28 protein-coding genes and 1 pseudogene are annotated in these 14,411 nt (G+C 45.3%); all 29 read left to right on the top strand.

Annotated elements, in window-relative coordinates; translation table 11 throughout:
• Positions 1 to 158 (top strand): annotated as a pseudogene (gene tuf, locus AB4482_RS03960) (elongation factor Tu); the annotation flags it as partial.
• A gap of 446 nt (positions 159 to 604) precedes the next feature.
• A complete protein-coding gene (gene rpsJ, locus AB4482_RS03955) occupies positions 605 to 916 on the top strand; it encodes a 30S ribosomal protein S10 (protein ID WP_004736761.1) in 312 nt (103 codons plus the stop codon).
• 14 nt (positions 917 to 930) lie between these two features.
• Positions 931 to 1,560 carry a 50S ribosomal protein L3 gene (gene rplC, locus AB4482_RS03950; protein ID WP_004736763.1) on the top strand — a complete coding sequence of 210 codons (630 nt, stop codon included), beginning with the start codon at positions 931 to 933 and terminating at the stop codon, positions 1,558 to 1,560.
• Positions 1,561 to 1,576: 16 nt separating this feature from the next.
• Positions 1,577 to 2,179, top strand: a complete 603-nt coding sequence (gene rplD, locus AB4482_RS03945; protein ID WP_004738803.1) for a 50S ribosomal protein L4 — start codon at positions 1,577 to 1,579, stop codon at positions 2,177 to 2,179.
• Complete coding sequence (gene rplW, locus AB4482_RS03940) at positions 2,176 to 2,478, top strand: 50S ribosomal protein L23 (RefSeq protein ID WP_004736765.1); 303 nt, start codon at positions 2,176 to 2,178, stop codon at positions 2,476 to 2,478. The genes rplD and rplW overlap by 4 nt, the downstream gene beginning before the upstream one ends.
• A gap of 14 nt (positions 2,479 to 2,492) precedes the next feature.
• Positions 2,493 to 3,317 (top strand): 50S ribosomal protein L2, encoded by an 825-nt coding sequence (gene rplB / locus AB4482_RS03935; RefSeq protein ID WP_010435149.1) that lies wholly within the window; start codon positions 2,493 to 2,495, stop codon positions 3,315 to 3,317.
• Positions 3,318 to 3,336: 19 nt separating this feature from the next.
• Complete coding sequence (rpsS, locus tag AB4482_RS03930; RefSeq protein WP_004736729.1) at positions 3,337 to 3,615, top strand: 30S ribosomal protein S19; 279 nt, start codon at positions 3,337 to 3,339, stop codon at positions 3,613 to 3,615.
• Between the two features lie 10 nt (positions 3,616 to 3,625).
• Positions 3,626 to 3,958 carry a 50S ribosomal protein L22 gene (rplV, locus tag AB4482_RS03925; protein ID WP_004736732.1) on the top strand — a complete coding sequence of 111 codons (333 nt, stop codon included), beginning with the start codon at positions 3,626 to 3,628 and terminating at the stop codon, positions 3,956 to 3,958.
• A gap of 18 nt (positions 3,959 to 3,976) precedes the next feature.
• A complete protein-coding gene (gene rpsC, locus AB4482_RS03920) occupies positions 3,977 to 4,675 on the top strand; it encodes a 30S ribosomal protein S3 (protein WP_004736734.1) in 699 nt (232 codons plus the stop codon).
• A gap of 11 nt (positions 4,676 to 4,686) precedes the next feature.
• Positions 4,687 to 5,097 carry a 50S ribosomal protein L16 gene (gene rplP, locus AB4482_RS03915; RefSeq protein WP_004736736.1) on the top strand — a complete coding sequence of 137 codons (411 nt, stop codon included), beginning with the start codon at positions 4,687 to 4,689 and terminating at the stop codon, positions 5,095 to 5,097.
• A complete protein-coding gene (rpmC, locus tag AB4482_RS03910; protein ID WP_004736737.1) occupies positions 5,097 to 5,288 on the top strand; it encodes a 50S ribosomal protein L29 in 192 nt (63 codons plus the stop codon). The genes rplP and rpmC overlap by 1 nt, the downstream gene beginning before the upstream one ends.
• On the top strand, positions 5,288 to 5,542 hold the full coding sequence (rpsQ, locus tag AB4482_RS03905) for a 30S ribosomal protein S17 (RefSeq protein WP_004736739.1): 255 nt from the start codon (positions 5,288 to 5,290) through the stop codon (positions 5,540 to 5,542). Before rpmC ends, rpsQ begins: the two co-directional genes overlap by 1 nt.
• 162 nt (positions 5,543 to 5,704) lie before the next feature.
• Positions 5,705 to 6,076 carry a 50S ribosomal protein L14 gene (gene rplN, locus AB4482_RS03900; RefSeq protein ID WP_004736740.1) on the top strand — a complete coding sequence of 124 codons (372 nt, stop codon included), beginning with the start codon at positions 5,705 to 5,707 and terminating at the stop codon, positions 6,074 to 6,076.
• 11 nt (positions 6,077 to 6,087) lie between these two features.
• Positions 6,088 to 6,405 carry a 50S ribosomal protein L24 gene (gene rplX / locus AB4482_RS03895; RefSeq protein WP_004738792.1) on the top strand — a complete coding sequence of 106 codons (318 nt, stop codon included), beginning with the start codon at positions 6,088 to 6,090 and terminating at the stop codon, positions 6,403 to 6,405.
• 24 nt (positions 6,406 to 6,429) lie between these two features.
• Entirely contained in the window at positions 6,430 to 6,969 is a 540-nt protein-coding gene (gene rplE / locus AB4482_RS03890; RefSeq protein WP_004738790.1) for a 50S ribosomal protein L5, read from the top strand.
• Positions 6,970 to 6,985: 16 nt separating this feature from the next.
• The gene (rpsN, locus tag AB4482_RS03885) at positions 6,986 to 7,291 is read left to right on the top strand and encodes a 30S ribosomal protein S14 (protein WP_004738789.1); all 306 of its coding nucleotides are present in this window, start codon (positions 6,986 to 6,988) and stop codon (positions 7,289 to 7,291) included.
• Between the two features lie 29 nt (positions 7,292 to 7,320).
• Positions 7,321 to 7,713, top strand: a complete 393-nt coding sequence (gene rpsH, locus AB4482_RS03880; protein WP_017061309.1) for a 30S ribosomal protein S8 — start codon at positions 7,321 to 7,323, stop codon at positions 7,711 to 7,713.
• Between the two features lie 10 nt (positions 7,714 to 7,723).
• A complete protein-coding gene (rplF, locus tag AB4482_RS03875; protein ID WP_017063712.1) occupies positions 7,724 to 8,257 on the top strand; it encodes a 50S ribosomal protein L6 in 534 nt (177 codons plus the stop codon).
• A 9-nt stretch (positions 8,258 to 8,266) separates the two neighbouring features.
• Positions 8,267 to 8,620: a 50S ribosomal protein L18 gene (rplR, locus tag AB4482_RS03870; protein ID WP_004738784.1), complete on the top strand. Its 354-nt coding sequence runs from the start codon at positions 8,267 to 8,269 to the stop codon at positions 8,618 to 8,620.
• Between the two features lie 14 nt (positions 8,621 to 8,634).
• Positions 8,635 to 9,135, top strand: coding sequence for a 30S ribosomal protein S5 (gene rpsE, locus AB4482_RS03865; RefSeq protein WP_017061307.1), 501 nt, complete (start codon positions 8,635 to 8,637; stop codon positions 9,133 to 9,135).
• A 7-nt stretch (positions 9,136 to 9,142) separates the two neighbouring features.
• Positions 9,143 to 9,319, top strand: a complete 177-nt coding sequence (gene rpmD, locus AB4482_RS03860) for a 50S ribosomal protein L30 (RefSeq protein WP_004736756.1) — start codon at positions 9,143 to 9,145, stop codon at positions 9,317 to 9,319.
• 5 nt (positions 9,320 to 9,324) lie between these two features.
• Positions 9,325 to 9,759, top strand: a complete 435-nt coding sequence (gene rplO / locus AB4482_RS03855) for a 50S ribosomal protein L15 (RefSeq protein ID WP_004736758.1) — start codon at positions 9,325 to 9,327, stop codon at positions 9,757 to 9,759.
• 20 nt (positions 9,760 to 9,779) lie between these two features.
• Positions 9,780 to 11,114, top strand: coding sequence for a preprotein translocase subunit SecY (secY, locus tag AB4482_RS03850; RefSeq protein ID WP_004738781.1), 1,335 nt, complete (start codon positions 9,780 to 9,782; stop codon positions 11,112 to 11,114).
• Between the two features lie 41 nt (positions 11,115 to 11,155).
• Complete coding sequence (rpmJ, locus tag AB4482_RS03845) at positions 11,156 to 11,269, top strand: 50S ribosomal protein L36 (RefSeq protein WP_000868186.1); 114 nt, start codon at positions 11,156 to 11,158, stop codon at positions 11,267 to 11,269.
• A 147-nt stretch (positions 11,270 to 11,416) separates the two neighbouring features.
• On the top strand, positions 11,417 to 11,773 hold the full coding sequence (gene rpsM, locus AB4482_RS03840; protein ID WP_004738779.1) for a 30S ribosomal protein S13: 357 nt from the start codon (positions 11,417 to 11,419) through the stop codon (positions 11,771 to 11,773).
• 19 nt (positions 11,774 to 11,792) lie between these two features.
• A complete protein-coding gene (rpsK, locus tag AB4482_RS03835) occupies positions 11,793 to 12,182 on the top strand; it encodes a 30S ribosomal protein S11 (RefSeq protein ID WP_004738778.1) in 390 nt (129 codons plus the stop codon).
• Positions 12,183 to 12,213: 31 nt separating this feature from the next.
• Positions 12,214 to 12,834, top strand: a complete 621-nt coding sequence (rpsD, locus tag AB4482_RS03830) for a 30S ribosomal protein S4 (RefSeq protein WP_004738777.1) — start codon at positions 12,214 to 12,216, stop codon at positions 12,832 to 12,834.
• Positions 12,835 to 12,856: 22 nt separating this feature from the next.
• Positions 12,857 to 13,849 (top strand): DNA-directed RNA polymerase subunit alpha, encoded by a 993-nt coding sequence (locus AB4482_RS03825; protein WP_004729813.1) that lies wholly within the window; start codon positions 12,857 to 12,859, stop codon positions 13,847 to 13,849.
• A gap of 24 nt (positions 13,850 to 13,873) precedes the next feature.
• A complete protein-coding gene (rplQ, locus tag AB4482_RS03820) occupies positions 13,874 to 14,254 on the top strand; it encodes a 50S ribosomal protein L17 (RefSeq protein WP_004729812.1) in 381 nt (126 codons plus the stop codon).
• Positions 14,255 to 14,411: the final 157 nt, after the last annotated feature.

The raw sequence follows: 14,411 nt of genomic DNA, 5'->3' as shown, positions 1-14,411 counted from the left end.
CTCTACCAGAAGGCGTAGAAATGGTAATGCCAGGTGACAACGTTCAAATGACTGTTGAGCTAATCGCTCCAATCGCAATGGACGAAGGTCTACGTTTCGCAATCCGCGAAGGTGGCCGTACAGTTGGTGCTGGTGTTGTAGCTAAAATCTTCGCTTAATAGCATTTAGATTTTTGCACTCTCTTCATTAGAAGAGCACGCATCTGAAAAGGGGAGCTTCGGCTTCCCTTTTGTTTTCTCAAAAGAAATATTACCTTCCATCTGTCTTCTTCCCTCTCGATACAAAACCAACTTCCAATAAATTGCGATTATTTTTCCAACACTACTTGCATACTAAAGTGTGATCTGTATAATGCATCGCACTGGCTAACGCTGGTTGTGAACCAATGAGCACTGAGGAGTAGGTCTTACCTAGTAATGTATACTCAGCTTATGTTCGCGGTTAATAAAAATAGTAAACTTCTTGTTTACTTCAAAAGTTAACTGACAATGCGTCCTAATTTTGGGTGCTACGGTTTCACATAAATCAATCGGCATTCTCTCGTTTTATCGGGTTTGAGTGGCGATATTGTTTGTGTAATTTTTAATAATTGGAGCTCTGTCTCATGCAGAACCAACGTATTCGTATCCGCCTTAAAGCGTTTGATTACAAGCTAATCGATGCTTCAACTGCGGAAATCGTTGAAACAGCAAAACGTACTGGCGCACAGGTTCGTGGTCCTATTCCACTTCCTACTCGTAAAGAGCGTTTCACTGTTCTTACCTCTCCACACGTCAACAAAGATGCACGTGATCAGTACGAAATCCGTACTCACAAGCGTTTGATCGACATCGTTGAGCCAACAGATAAAACTGTTGATGCTCTAATGCGTCTTGATCTTGCAGCTGGCGTTGATGTTCAAATCAGCCTAGGTTAAGGGAGATAAGAATAATGATTGGTCTAGTCGGACGTAAAGTGGGTATGACCCGCGTATTTACTGAAGAAGGCGTTTCTATCCCAGTAACTGTTGTTGAGGTTGAAGCGAACCGTATTTCTCAAGTTAAAACTCTTGAGACAGACGGCTACGCAGCAATCCAAGTAACTACTGGTGCTAAGAAAGCTAACCGTGTAACTAAACCTGAAGCTGGTCACTTCGCGAAAGCGGGTGTAGAAGCAGGTCGCGGTCTTTGGGAATTCCGTTTAGAAAACGGCGAAGAGTTTGAAGTTGGCGCTGAGCTAAACGTAGAACTTTTCAACGAAATTAAAAAAGTAGACGTTACTGGTACATCTAAAGGTAAAGGCTTCCAAGGCGCTATCAAGCGTTGGAATTTCTCTACTCAAGATATGACTCACGGTAACTCTTTGTCTCACCGCGCACCGGGTTCAATTGGCCAATGTCAAACTCCAGGCCGCGTGTTTAAAGGCAAGAAAATGGCAGGTCACATGGGTGCTGAGCGTGTAACGACTCAAAACCTAGAGATCGTACGTGTTGACGCTGAGCGCAATCTACTCCTTATTAAAGGTGCAGTACCGGGCTCAACAGGCGGAAACGTGATCGTAAAACCTGCTGTTAAAGCATAACGTCTAGGAGTAAGTAATGGAATTGATGGTTAAAGGTGCTGATGCACTAACTGTTTCCGAGACTACTTTCGGACGTGACTTCAACGAAGCTCTTGTACACCAAGTAGTTGTTGCATATGCAGCAGGTGCTCGTCAAGGTACTCGTGCTCAAAAGACTCGTTCTGAAGTATCTGGCGGTGGCGCTAAGCCATGGCGTCAAAAAGGTACTGGCCGCGCACGTGCTGGTACAATTCGTAGCCCAATCTGGCGTACAGGTGGTGTTACTTTTGCTGCGAAACCACAAGATCACAGCCAAAAAGTAAACAAAAAAATGTACCGCGGTGCTATGAAGAGCATTCTTTCTGAGCTAGTTCGTCAAGAGCGTTTAATCGTTGTTGATAACTTCTCTGTAGAAGCACCAAAAACAAAAGAACTTGTAGCTAAGCTTAAAGAGCTTGAGCTAAGCGACGTTCTGATTGTGACTGGCGAAGTAGATGAAAATCTATTCTTAGCTGCTCGTAACCTATACAAAGTAGATGCACGTGATGTTGCTGGTGTTGATCCAGTATCACTAATCGCTTTCGACAAGGTTCTAATGACTGCTGACGCAGTTAAGCAAGTTGAGGAGATGCTAGCATGATCACTGAAGAGCGTATCTTAAAAGTTCTACGTGCTCCGCACATCTCTGAAAAAGCAACTATGGCAGCTGAGAAAGCGAACACTATCGTTTTCAAAGTAGCTAAAGATGCAACTAAGAAAGAGATCAAAGCAGCTGTAGAAAAGCTATTTGAAGTTGAAGTTAAGTCTGTAAATACTCTTGTATTAAAGGGTAAGACCAAACGTCAAGGTATGCGTGAAGGCCGTCGTTCAGACGTTAAGAAAGCCTACGTTACTTTGAAAGAAGGTCAAGATCTTGACTTCGTTGGCGGCGCGGAATAACAGGAGTAGTAAAAATGGCTATTGTTAAATGTAAGCCGACTTCCCCTGGTCGTCGTCACGTCGTTAAAGTTGTTAACGCTGACCTACACAAGGGTAAGCCATACGCACCACTTCTAGAGAAAAACTCTAAGAACGGTGGTCGTAACAACAACGGTCGTATTACAGTACGTCACATCGGTGGTGGTCATAAGCACCATTACCGTGTAATTGACTTCAAACGTACTAAAGATGGCATCCCAGCGAAAGTTGAGCGTCTAGAATACGATCCAAACCGTAGTGCTAACATCGCTCTAGTTCTGTACGCAGACGGTGAGCGTCGTTACATCATTGCACCTAAAGGTGTTAACGCAGGCGACCAGATTCAATCTGGCGTAGATGCTGCAATCAAAGCAGGTAACACTCTGCCGATGCGCAACATCCCAGTAGGTTCTACTGTACACTGTGTTGAACTTAAGCCTGGTAAAGGTGCTCAACTAGCTCGTTCGGCTGGTGCTTATGCTCAAATCATCGCTCGCGATGGTGCATACGTAACTATCCGTCTACGTTCTGGTGAGATGCGCAAAGTTCTTTCTGAAGGTCGTGCAACGATCGGTGAAGTTGGTAACTCTGAGCATATGCTACGTGAACTTGGTAAAGCTGGTGCTTCACGCTGGCGCGGCGTACGTCCAACCGTACGTGGTGTAGTAATGAACCCGGTGGATCACCCACATGGTGGTGGTGAAGGCCGCACATCTGGTGGTCGTCACCCAGTTTCTCCTTGGGGCGTTCCTACTAAGGGCTTCAAGACTCGTAAGAACAAGCGCACTGACAAGTACATCGTACGTCGTCGCACTAAATAATTTATAAAGAGGAATCGCCATGCCACGTTCTCTCAAGAAAGGTCCTTTTATTGACCTACACTTGCTGAAGAAGGTAGAGAAAGCGGTGGAAAGCGGAGACAAAAAGCCTATTAAGACTTGGTCCCGTCGCTCAATGATCATCCCAACAATGATTGGTTTGACCATCGCTGTCCATAATGGTCGTCAGCACGTTCCAGTTTTCGTTACCGAAGAAATGATCGGTCACAAACTGGGCGAATTTGCACCAACTCGTACTTATCGCGGTCATGCTGCAGATAAGAAAGCTAAGAAGAAATAAGGAGTAGATGATGGAAGCTTTAGCTAAACATAACTTTGCTCGTATTTCTCCACAGAAAGCTCGCTTAGTTGCAGACCAAATTCGCGGTAAGTCGGTAGACCAAGCTCTAGAAATTCTAACTTTCAGCAACAAAAAAGCTGCTGTATTAGTTAAGAAGGTTCTTGAGTCAGCTATCGCTAACGCGGAACATAACGAAGGTGCAGATATCGACGATCTAAATGTCGCTAAAATCTTCGTAGATGAGGGCCCTATCATGAAGCGTATTATGCCTCGTGCTAAAGGTCGTGCGGATCGTATCTTGAAGCGTTCAAGCCACATCACTATTGTTGTAGCAGATCGCTAAAGACTAGGAGAGTAAGCAATGGGTCAGAAAGTACATCCTAATGGTATTCGTCTTGGCATCGTTAAGCCTTGGAATGCTACATGGTTTGCTAATACCAACGAATTCGCTGACAACCTAGACGGCGACTTCAAGGTACGTCAGTTCCTTACAAAGGAACTACAAAAAGCATCATTATCTCGTATCGTTATCGAGCGTCCAGCTAAGAGCATCCGTGTGACTATTCACACTGCTCGTCCTGGCGTTGTTATCGGTAAGAAAGGTGAAGACGTAGAGAAGCTACGCGCAGCTGTAGCTAAAATCGCAGGTGTACCAGCGCAAATTAACATCGCTGAAGTACGTAAGCCTGAGCTAGATGGTCAGCTTGTAGCTGATAGCATCGCGTCTCAACTAGAGCGTCGTGTTATGTTCCGTCGTGCAATGAAGCGTGCGGTACAAAATGCTATGCGTCTAGGCGCTAAAGGCATCAAAGTACAAGTAGGCGGCCGTCTTGGCGGTGCTGAAATCGCACGTTCTGAGTGGTACCGTGAAGGCCGTGTGCCTCTACACACTCTACGTGCAGACATTGATTACGCAACTTCTTCGGCTCACACTCAATACGGTGTGATCGGCATTAAAGTTTGGATCTTCAAAGGTGAGATTCTAGGCGGTATGCCAGCTGCTAACGCAGTAGAGCCAAAAGGCGATAAGCCTAAGAAGCAGCGTAAAGGCCGTAAGTAAGGAGTCGAACGATGCTACAACCAAAACGTACTAAGTTCCGCAAGGTTATGACTGGTCGTAACCGTGGTCTAGCTAAAGGTACTGAAGTAAGCTTCGGCGAATTCGGTCTTAAAGCTGTTGGCCGTGGTCGTCTGACTGCACGTCAAATCGAAGCGGCACGTCGTGCTATGACACGTCACATTAAGCGTCAAGGTCAAATCTGGATCCGTGTATTCCCAGACAAGCCGATTACTGAAAAGCCTCTTGAAGTTCGTCAAGGTAAAGGTAAAGGTTCAGTTGCGTACTGGGTTGCTCAAATCCAACCAGGCAAAGTTATGTACGAGATGAATGGCGTACCTGAAGAGTTGGCACGTGAAGCGTTCCGCCTAGCGGCACGTAAACTGCCTGTTAAAACTACTTTTGTAACTAAGCAGGTGATGTGATGAAAGCACAAGATCTACGCGAAAAGAACGTTGAAGAGCTTAACGCTGAGCTATTGAATTTGCTACGTGAACAGTTCAACTTGCGCATGCAAGCTGCAACTGGTCAACTACAGCAAACTCATACTCTAAAAGCTGTACGCCGTGACATCGCACGTGTGAAAACTGTTTTGACTGAAAAGGCAGGCGCATAATGAGCGAAACTAACCGCATCCAGCAAGGCCGTGTAGTAAGTGACAAGATGGACAAGTCTATCGTTGTTGCTATTGAGCGCACTGTAAAACACCCAATTTACGGTAAGTTCATCAAACGCACGACTAAAGTACACGCACACGACGAAGACAACACTTGTGGCCTAGGCGACAAAGTTGAAATCGCTGAGTGTCGTCCTCTGTCTAAGACTAAGTCTTGGACATTGGTTAAAGTTCTAGAAAAAGCGAAGATTTAATCTTTGTAATTCTATAACTTATAAGCGGCTCCAAATAATTTTTTGGAGCCGCTTGTTTTTTGTCTACCCAATTTAAAAAAAGGGTGGTACAATTCGCGTCCCTTTTAAAGAGGCAGCCCGACCCGAGAGGGTCTAGTTTTAATATTTAGCGGAGCACTAACAATGATCCAGATGCAAAGTACACTTGACGCAGCAGATAACTCTGGCGCGCGCAAGGTAATGTGTATTAAGGTTCTGGGTGGCTCTCACCGCCGTTATGCACATATCGGTGACGTCATCAAGGTTACAGTGAAGGAAGCGATTCCTCGCGGTAAAGTAAAGAAAGGTGATGTTCTGAAGGCGGTAGTAGTGCGCACCCGTAAAGGCGTTCGTCGCCCAGACGGTTCTGTCATTCGCTTCGACAGTAATGCTTGTGTATTGTTAAATGACACTACTGAGCAACCAGTCGGCACACGTATCTTTGGTCCTGTGACTCGTGAACTTCGTAACGCGAAATTCATGAAGATTGTATCACTAGCACCTGAAGTTCTGTAAGGAGCGGCAATATGGCAGCTAAAATCCGTCGTAATGACGAAGTAATCATTCTTGCTGGTAAAGATAAAGGCAAGAAAGGTAAAGTAACTAAGGTTCTGACAACTGGTAAAGTTATCGTTGAAGGCATCAACCTTGTTAAGAAACACCAAAAGCCGGTTCCGGCTCTAGGTCAACAAGGTGGCATCGTTGAACAAGAAGCAGCTATTGATGCTTCTAACGTTGCTGTTTTTAACGCGGCTACTGGTAAAGCAGACCGTATCGGTTTCCGTATCGAAGATGGTAAGAAAGTTCGTTTCTTCAAATCTAACGGCGAAACTGTTTCTAACTAATTAGAAGTAATTTGGAGTTCTACTATGGCGAAACTGCATGATTACTACAAGTCGTCTGTAGTCGCTGAGCTTACCAAAGAGTTCAGCTACACAAGCGTCATGCAAGTCCCTAGGATTGAGAAAATCACCCTAAATATGGGCGTTGGTGAAGCAATCAACGATAAGAAACTGCTAGAAAACGCAGCAGCTGATATGGCAACGATCTCTGGTCAAAAGCCACTTATCACTAAAGCGCGTAAATCTGTAGCTGGTTTCAAAATTCGTGAAGGCTACCCAATTGGTTGTAAAGTAACCTTGCGTGGTGAGCGCATGTGGGAATTTTTAGAGCGTTTAATCTCTATCGCACTTCCACGTGTACGTGATTTCCGTGGTGTTAGCGCTAAGTCTTTTGACGGTCGCGGTAACTACAGCATGGGCGTTCGCGAGCAAATCATCTTTCCGGAAATCGACTACGATAAAGTCGATCGTGTCCGCGGTCTTGATATCACTATCACGACTTCTGCGGGTTCCGATGAGGAAGGCCGAGCTCTGCTGGCTGCCTTTAACTTCCCATTCCGTAAGTAAGGGTAGGGTTACTGTTATGGCTAAACAATCAATGAAAGCACGTGAAGCTAAACGTGCAAAACTAGTAGCTAAGTTCGCTGAAAAGCGTTCTGCGCTAAAAGTTATCATTAGCGATGTAAACGCATCTGAAGAAGATCGTTGGAATGCGGTTCTTAAACTGCAATCTCTTCCACGTGATTCAAGTGCATCACGTCAGCGCAACCGTTGCAACCAAACTGGTCGTCCACACGGTTACCTACGTAAATTCGGTCTAAGCCGCATTAAGGTTCGTGAAGCTTGCATGAAAGGCGAGATTCCGGGTCTTCGTAAGGCTAGCTGGTAATTGCCACTTAATCATTTGGAGTAAATCTTATGAGCATGCAAGATCCGATTTCGGATATGCTGACCCGAGTTCGTAACGGTCAGGCAGCAAACAAAGTTGCTGTAAAAATGCCTTCTTCAAAGCTTAAAGTTGCAATTGCTGCATTACTTAAAGCTGAAGGTTACATCGTAGACTTCGCTGTTAACAGCGAAGCAAAACCTGAGCTAGAAGTTACTCTTAAGTACTTCCAAGCTAAACCTGTAATCGAGCAAATCAAGCGTGTATCACGTCCTGGTCTAAGAGTTTATAAAAATAAAGACTCTTTACCTACAGTGATGGGTGGTCTTGGTATTGCAGTTGTTTCTACTTCCAAGGGTCTGATGTCTGACCGTGCTGCTCGTAAAGCAGGTCTTGGCGGTGAAATCATCTGTTACGTAGCTTAAGGAGTAGATTATGTCTCGTGTTGCTAAAGCACCTGTCGCTATTCCAGCTGGCGTAGAGGTGAAACTAAACGGCCAAGAAGTTACTGTAAAAGGTAGCAAAGGTGAGCTTACTCGCGTTCTTAACAGCGCCGTAGTTATTGCACAGGAAGAAACCAACCTAACTTTCGGTCCGAAAGAAGGTGTTACTAACGCATGGGCACAAGCTGGTACAGCTCGCGCTCTAGTTAATAACATGGTTGTGGGTGTTACTGAGGGCTTCACTAAGAAGCTAACTCTTAAGGGTGTTGGTTACCGTGCTGCTATGAAAGGCAACTCTGTAGCTCTAACTCTTGGTTTTTCTCACCCAGTAGAGCACGCTCTACCTGAAGGTATTAAAGCTGAGTGCCCTAGCCAAACTGAGATCATCATTACTGGTTGCGATAAGCAAGTAGTAGGTCAAGTTGCGGCTGACATTCGTTCTTACCGTGCTCCTGAGCCTTACAAAGGCAAAGGTGTTCGTTACGCAGATGAAAATGTGCGTACTAAAGAAGCTAAGAAGAAGTAAGGTATCACTATGGATAAGAAAGCATCTCGCATCCGTCGTGCTACACGTGCACGTCGTAAGATTGCAGAACTTGGTGCAACTCGCCTGGTAGTACACCGTACTCCTCGCCATGTTTACGCACAAGTTATCGCGGCAAACGGCTCTGAGGTTATCGCAGCTGCTTCTACTGTAGAAAAAGCGATCCGTGAGCAAGTTAAGAACACTGGTAACGTTGATGCAGCTAAAGCAGTTGGTAAAGCTGTTGCTGAGCGCGCTCTTGAAAAAGGCGTAGCTTCAGTTGCATTTGATCGTTCTGGTTTCCAATACCACGGTCGAGTAGCGGCGCTAGCAGAATCTGCTCGCGAAGCTGGTCTGAAATTCTAAGGTAGGGTTGGAAGATGGCTAAAGAACAACAACAAGCTAATGATTTGCAAGAAAAGCTGATCGCAGTTAACCGTGTATCTAAGACGGTTAAAGGTGGTCGAATCATGAGCTTTACTGCACTAACAGTAGTTGGTGACGGTAACGGTCGCGTAGGTTTCGGTTACGGCAAAGCTCGTGAAGTACCTGCTGCGATTCAAAAAGCAATGGAAAAAGCGCGCCGTAACATGGTTACAGTATCGCTTAACGAAGGCACTCTTCACCACCCGGTGAAAGGTCGTCATTCGGGCTCTAAAGTTTACATGCAGCCAGCTGCAGAAGGTACAGGTGTTATTGCCGGCGGTGCAATGCGTGCTGTACTTGAAGTTGCGGGCGTACATAACGTACTTTCTAAAGCATACGGTTCAACGAACCCGATCAACATCGTTCGTGCAACGATTGGTGCTCTAGTAGACGTTAAGTCACCAGAAATGGTTGCTGCTAAACGTGGTCTAACTGTTGAATCTATTTCGGAGTAAGCACACGATGGCAACTATTAAAGTAACTCAAACTAAAAGCTCAATTGGTCGCCTACCTAAGCACAAAGCGTGTCTTAAAGGTCTAGGTCTTCGTCGCATCAACCATACAGTAGAACTTGAAGATACACCGTGCGTACGCGGTATGATCAACAAGGTTTACTACATGGTTAAGATTGAGGAGTAATCAGAATGCGTTTGAATACTCTATCACCGGCTGCTGGCTCTAAACCTTCTAAGAAGCGTGTAGGTCGTGGTATCGGTTCTGGCCTTGGTAAAACAGGTGGCCGCGGTCACAAAGGTCAAAAGTCACGTTCTGGCGGCTCTGTTCGTCCAGGTTTTGAAGGCGGTCAAATGCCTCTAAAACAACGTCTACCTAAATTCGGTTTCACTTCTCGTAAGAGCCTAGTGTCTGCTGAAGTTCGTCTAGCTGAGCTAGCGAAAGTAACAGGTGACGTAGTTGATCTTAACAGCCTTAAAGCTGCTAACGTTATCACTAAGAACATCGAGTTTGTTAAGATCGTTCTTTCTGGTGACCTAAGCAAAGCTGTGACTGTTAAAGGTCTACGCGTGACTAAAGGCGCTAAAGCTGCAATCGAAGCTGCAGGCGGTAAAATCGAGGAATAATCTCGAGGAACGAGGTACAGATGGCTAAGAAACCAGGACAAGATTTTCGTAGTGCTCAGAGCGGCTTAAGTGAACTAAAGTCGCGCTTATTATTCGTAATTGGTGCACTTTTAGTATTCCGAGCCGGCTCTTTTGTGCCGATCCCTGGTATTGACGCAGCTGTACTTGCCGATTTGTTCGATCAGCAAAAAGGTACCATCGTAGAAATGTTTAACATGTTCTCCGGTGGTGCTCTTGAGCGTGCATCTATATTAGCATTGGGTATCATGCCGTACATTTCGGCATCGATCGTAGTCCAATTGCTAACTGTAGTTCATCCAGCGTTAGCGGAACTCAAGAAAGAGGGTGAAGCAGGCCGTCGTAAGATAAGCCAATATACACGCTACGGCACGCTTGTACTTGCAACATTCCAAGCTATTGGTATCGCAACAGGCTTACCAAACATGGTCGACAATCTGGTTGTTATCAACCAAACCATGTTTACGCTTATTGCTACCGTGAGTTTAGTAACTGGTACCATGTTCTTAATGTGGTTAGGTGAACAAATCACTGAGCGAGGAATCGGTAATGGTATTTCCATTCTGATTTTTGCAGGTATTGTTGCTGGATTGCCTTCTGCAATCGGTCAAACAATCGAGCAAGCGCGTCAAGGTGAATTGCATGTGCTTCTTCTGCTGTTGATTGCTGTATTGTCTTTTGCTGTTATTTACTTCGTAGTTTTCATGGAACGTGGTCAACGTCGTATCGTCGTTAACTATGCGAAACGTCAACAAGGTCGTAAAGTTTTTGCAGCACAAAGCTCTCACTTGCCTCTTAAGATTAATATGGCAGGTGTTATTCCAGCGATTTTCGCATCAAGTATTATTTTGTTCCCAGGAACATTAGCGCAGTGGTTTGGTCAAAATGGTGAAAGCAGCGCGTTCGGTTGGTTAACTGACGTGTCATTAGCTCTTAGCCCAGGTCAACCTTTGTATGTAATGCTTTATGCAGCAGCTATAATCTTCTTCTGTTTCTTCTATACAGCGTTGGTGTTTAACCCACGTGAAACAGCTGATAACTTGAAGAAGTCTGGTGCATTCGTACCCGGTATCCGCCCAGGTGAGCAGACAGCGAAATATATCGATAAAGTGATGACTAGACTAACCCTTGCGGGCGCTCTATACATTACTTTTATATGTCTGATTCCTGAGTTCATGATGGTCGCGTGGAACGTTCGTTTCTACTTTGGCGGCACATCACTACTAATCGTAGTGGTAGTTATCATGGATTTCATGGCACAGGTACAGACTCATCTGATGTCACAACAGTATGATTCTGTGTTAAAGAAAGCGAATCTGAAGGGTTACGGCCGTTAATTCGGTGGTAACAATTTCGATTCCATTTACGGAGTTTAGCAATGAAAGTTCGTGCTTCCGTTAAAAAAATCTGCCGTAACTGTAAAGTTATCAAGCGTAACGGTGTCGTTCGCGTGATTTGCAGTGAGCCAAAGCATAAGCAACGCCAAGGCTAATAGCAGAAATTTTTACTTGAAATACAAGGTAGAGTCGAGTATATTCCTCGGCCTACCTTTTGCGTGCAAAAGAAGTAGTATGCCGCAGCGTATCCATAACGGGCTTTGCTGCGGATAATTCTTTTATGAACCCCTTAGGAGTGAATAATGGCCCGTATAGCCGGCATTAACATTCCTGATCATAAGCATTCTGTAATTGCACTTACTGCAATCTACGGTATCGGTAAAACTCGCTCTCAAGCTATTCTAGCTGAAGTGGGTATTGCTGAAGATGCTAAGATCAGTGAACTAACTGAAGAGCAGATCGATCAACTGCGTGATGGTGTAGCTAAGTACACTGTAGAAGGTGATCTACGTCGTGAAGTATCGATGAACATCAAGCGTCTTATGGACCTTGGCTGTTACCGCGGTCTTCGTCATCGTCGCAGTCTACCACTACGTGGACAGCGTACTAAAACCAACGCTCGCACCCGTAAGGGTCCGCGCAAGCCGATCAAGAAATAGTCGGATAAGGTAGAGTACAATGGCAAAACAACCAACTCGCGCGCGTAAGCGCGTACGCAAGCAAGTAGCTGATGGCGTAGCGCACATTCATGCTTCTTTCAACAACACAATCGTAACTATCACTGACCGTCAAGGCAACGCTCTTGCATGGGCTACAGCAGGTGGTTCAGGTTTCCGTGGTTCTCGTAAATCTACTCCGTTCGCAGCACAAGTTGCAGCTGAGCGTTGTGGTGAAATGGCTAAAGAATATGGCCTAAAGAACTTGGAAGTTATGGTTAAGGGTCCAGGTCCAGGTCGCGAATCTACTGTTCGTGCACTGAACGCTGCTGGTTTCCGTATCACTAACATTGTTGATGCGACACCAATCCCTCATAACGGTTGTCGTCCACCTAAGAAACGTCGCGTTTAAGTTTCGTTTCTAGGAATATTGGAGAAAGATCATGGCAAGATATTTGGGTCCTAAGCTTAAGCTTAGCCGTCGCGAAGGTACTGACTTATTCCTTAAGTCTGGTGTCCGTGCGATCGATACCAAGTGTAAAATTGATAACGCACCAGGTGTACACGGCGCTCGTCGCGGTCGTCTATCTGAGTATGGCGTTCAGCTTCGTGAGAAGCAAAAAGTTCGTCGTATCTACGGCGTTCTAGAAAAACAATTCCGCAACTACTACAAAGAAGCTGCACGTCTTAAAGGCAACACAGGTGCAAACCTGCTTCAGCTTCTTGAAGGTCGTCTTGATAACGTAGTTTACCGTATGGGCTTTGGCGCTACTCGTGCTGAATCTCGTCAACTAGTTAGCCACAAGTCTATTCTAGTTAACGGTAAAGTTGTAAACGTTCCTTCTTTCAAAGTAGCGGCAAACGACGTTGTTTCTATCCGCGAGAAAGCTAAACAGCAATCTCGTATTAAAGCGGCTCTAGAAGTTGCTGAACAACGTGAAAAGCCAACTTGGATTGAAGTAGATGCTGGCAAAATGGAAGGTACATTCAAGCGTATGCCTGAGCGTTCTGACCTATCAGCTGACATCAATGAACACTTGATCGTCGAACTTTACTCTAAGTAAGGTTAAAAAAAGAGAGGACACAATGCAGGGTTCTGTAACAGAATTTCTTAAGCCGCGTCTTGTTGACATTGAACAGATCAATACGACACACGCGAAAGTAACTCTTGAGCCATTAGAGCGCGGTTTCGGCCACACTCTAGGTAATGCTCTTCGCCGCATTCTTCTATCTTCTATGCCGGGTTGTGCCGTAACAGAAGTTGAAATTGAAGGTGTGCTACACGAATACAGCACTAAAGAAGGCGTTCAGGAAGATATCCTGGAAATCCTTCTAAACCTTAAAGGTTTGGCTGTACGCGTTGCTGAAGGCAAAGATGAAGTGTTTATTACACTGAACAAATCAGGCTCAGGCCCTGTTGTTGCAGGTGACATCACCCACGATGGTGATGTAGAGATCGCTAACCCTGAGCACGTAATTTGTCACCTAACGGATGACAACGCTGAGATCGCTATGCGTATCAAAGTAGAACGTGGTCGTGGTTACGTTCCAGCTTCAGCTCGTATCCATACTGAAGAAGATGAGCGTCCTATCGGTCGTCTACTAGTTGACGCTACTTACAGCCCGGTTGATAAAATCGCTTACGCTGTAGAAGCGGCACGTGTAGAACAACGTACTGATTTAGACAAGCTTGTTATCGATATGGAAACGAACGGTACTCTAGAACCTGAGGAAGCAATCCGTCGAGCAGCTACTATTTTAGCTGAACAACTGGATGCGTTCGTAGATCTTCGTGATGTACGTGTACCTGAGGAGAAGGAAGAGAAGCCAGAATTCGATCCTATCCTACTACGTCCTGTAGACGATCTTGAACTAACAGTTCGCTCTGCTAACTGTTTGAAAGCAGAAGCGATTCACTACATCGGTGATCTTGTACAGCGCACTGAGGTTGAGCTACTTAAAACGCCAAACCTTGGTAAGAAATCTCTTACAGAGATTAAAGATGTGCTTGCTTCACGTGGTCTTTCTCTAGGCATGCGTCTAGAAAACTGGCCACCAGCGTCAATCGCTGAAGATTAATCGAAAAGTTAGAAGGATTAGGTCATGCGCCATCGTAAAAGTGGTCGTCAACTCAACCGCAACAGCAGTCATCGCAAAGCGATGTTCAGCAACATGGCTAGCTCTCTTGTTCGTCACGAAGTTATTAAAACTACCGTGCCTAAAGCAAAAGAACTACGTCGCGTAATTGAGCCATTGATTACCCTAGCTAAGACAGACAGTGTTGCTAACCGTCGTCTTGCATTTGCTCGCACTCGTGATAACGAAGTTGTGGCAAAACTATTTAATGAACTAGGCCCGCGTTTCGCGGCTCGCCAAGGTGGTTACACTCGCATTCTTAAATGTGGTTTCCGTACTGGTGATAAAGCTCCAATGGCTTACATTGAGCTTGTAGACCGCCCAGCTGCTGAAGAAGCTGCTGAGTAATCTATACTAGATTCTTAATACAAAAGCCGAGCATTAGCTCGGCTTTTTTGTGTCTGTAGAACAAGGAATAGACAATAGAAATTGCACCATGATGTTTGGCATTTTTTGCTTGTCTTGTCTGCGCCATTTTTCAAAAATATCTCGTATCTCGTATCTC

The organism is Vibrio sp. 10N.222.55.C7, assembly GCF_041473335.1.
Taxonomy (GTDB): domain Bacteria; phylum Pseudomonadota; class Gammaproteobacteria; order Enterobacterales; family Vibrionaceae; genus Vibrio; species Vibrio crassostreae_C.
The sequence above is the reverse complement of the archived record's forward strand: the minus strand, read 5'-3'. Positions and strand labels throughout refer to the sequence as shown.

Bases quoted from the DNA above. Each gene is read 5' to 3' on its own strand.
- rpsH (WP_017061309.1), top strand. From the start codon at position 7,321: ATGAGCATGCAAGATCCGATTTCGGATATGCTGACCCGAGTTCGTAAC.
- rplR (WP_004738784.1), top strand. From the start codon at position 8,267: ATGGATAAGAAAGCATCTCGCATCCGTCGTGCTACACGTGCACGTCGT.
- rpsK (WP_004738778.1), top strand. From the start codon at position 11,793: ATGGCAAAACAACCAACTCGCGCGCGTAAGCGCGTACGCAAGCAAGTA.
- rplC (WP_004736763.1), top strand. From the start codon at position 931: ATGATTGGTCTAGTCGGACGTAAAGTGGGTATGACCCGCGTATTTACT.
- rplE (WP_004738790.1), top strand. From the start codon at position 6,430: ATGGCGAAACTGCATGATTACTACAAGTCGTCTGTAGTCGCTGAGCTT.
- rplX (WP_004738792.1), top strand. From the start codon at position 6,088: ATGGCAGCTAAAATCCGTCGTAATGACGAAGTAATCATTCTTGCTGGT.
- rplF (WP_017063712.1), top strand. From the start codon at position 7,724: ATGTCTCGTGTTGCTAAAGCACCTGTCGCTATTCCAGCTGGCGTAGAG.
- rplV (WP_004736732.1), top strand. From the start codon at position 3,626: ATGGAAGCTTTAGCTAAACATAACTTTGCTCGTATTTCTCCACAGAAA.
- rpsE (WP_017061307.1), top strand. From the start codon at position 8,635: ATGGCTAAAGAACAACAACAAGCTAATGATTTGCAAGAAAAGCTGATC.
- rplO (WP_004736758.1), top strand. From the start codon at position 9,325: ATGCGTTTGAATACTCTATCACCGGCTGCTGGCTCTAAACCTTCTAAG.
- rpmJ (WP_000868186.1), top strand. From the start codon at position 11,156: ATGAAAGTTCGTGCTTCCGTTAAAAAAATCTGCCGTAACTGTAAAGTT.
- rpmD (WP_004736756.1), top strand. From the start codon at position 9,143: ATGGCAACTATTAAAGTAACTCAAACTAAAAGCTCAATTGGTCGCCTA.
- AB4482_RS03825 (WP_004729813.1), top strand. From the start codon at position 12,857: ATGCAGGGTTCTGTAACAGAATTTCTTAAGCCGCGTCTTGTTGACATT.
- rplW (WP_004736765.1), top strand. From the start codon at position 2,176: ATGATCACTGAAGAGCGTATCTTAAAAGTTCTACGTGCTCCGCACATC.
- rplN (WP_004736740.1), top strand. From the start codon at position 5,705: ATGATCCAGATGCAAAGTACACTTGACGCAGCAGATAACTCTGGCGCG.
- rpsD (WP_004738777.1), top strand. From the start codon at position 12,214: ATGGCAAGATATTTGGGTCCTAAGCTTAAGCTTAGCCGTCGCGAAGGT.
- secY (WP_004738781.1), top strand. From the start codon at position 9,780: ATGGCTAAGAAACCAGGACAAGATTTTCGTAGTGCTCAGAGCGGCTTA.
- rplB (WP_010435149.1), top strand. From the start codon at position 2,493: ATGGCTATTGTTAAATGTAAGCCGACTTCCCCTGGTCGTCGTCACGTC.
- rpsN (WP_004738789.1), top strand. From the start codon at position 6,986: ATGGCTAAACAATCAATGAAAGCACGTGAAGCTAAACGTGCAAAACTA.
- rplD (WP_004738803.1), top strand. From the start codon at position 1,577: ATGGAATTGATGGTTAAAGGTGCTGATGCACTAACTGTTTCCGAGACT.
- rpsQ (WP_004736739.1), top strand. From the start codon at position 5,288: ATGAGCGAAACTAACCGCATCCAGCAAGGCCGTGTAGTAAGTGACAAG.
- rplP (WP_004736736.1), top strand. From the start codon at position 4,687: ATGCTACAACCAAAACGTACTAAGTTCCGCAAGGTTATGACTGGTCGT.
- rpsJ (WP_004736761.1), top strand. From the start codon at position 605: ATGCAGAACCAACGTATTCGTATCCGCCTTAAAGCGTTTGATTACAAG.
- rplQ (WP_004729812.1), top strand. From the start codon at position 13,874: ATGCGCCATCGTAAAAGTGGTCGTCAACTCAACCGCAACAGCAGTCAT.
- rpsC (WP_004736734.1), top strand. From the start codon at position 3,977: ATGGGTCAGAAAGTACATCCTAATGGTATTCGTCTTGGCATCGTTAAG.
- rpmC (WP_004736737.1), top strand. From the start codon at position 5,097: ATGAAAGCACAAGATCTACGCGAAAAGAACGTTGAAGAGCTTAACGCT.
- rpsS (WP_004736729.1), top strand. From the start codon at position 3,337: ATGCCACGTTCTCTCAAGAAAGGTCCTTTTATTGACCTACACTTGCTG.
- rpsM (WP_004738779.1), top strand. From the start codon at position 11,417: ATGGCCCGTATAGCCGGCATTAACATTCCTGATCATAAGCATTCTGTA.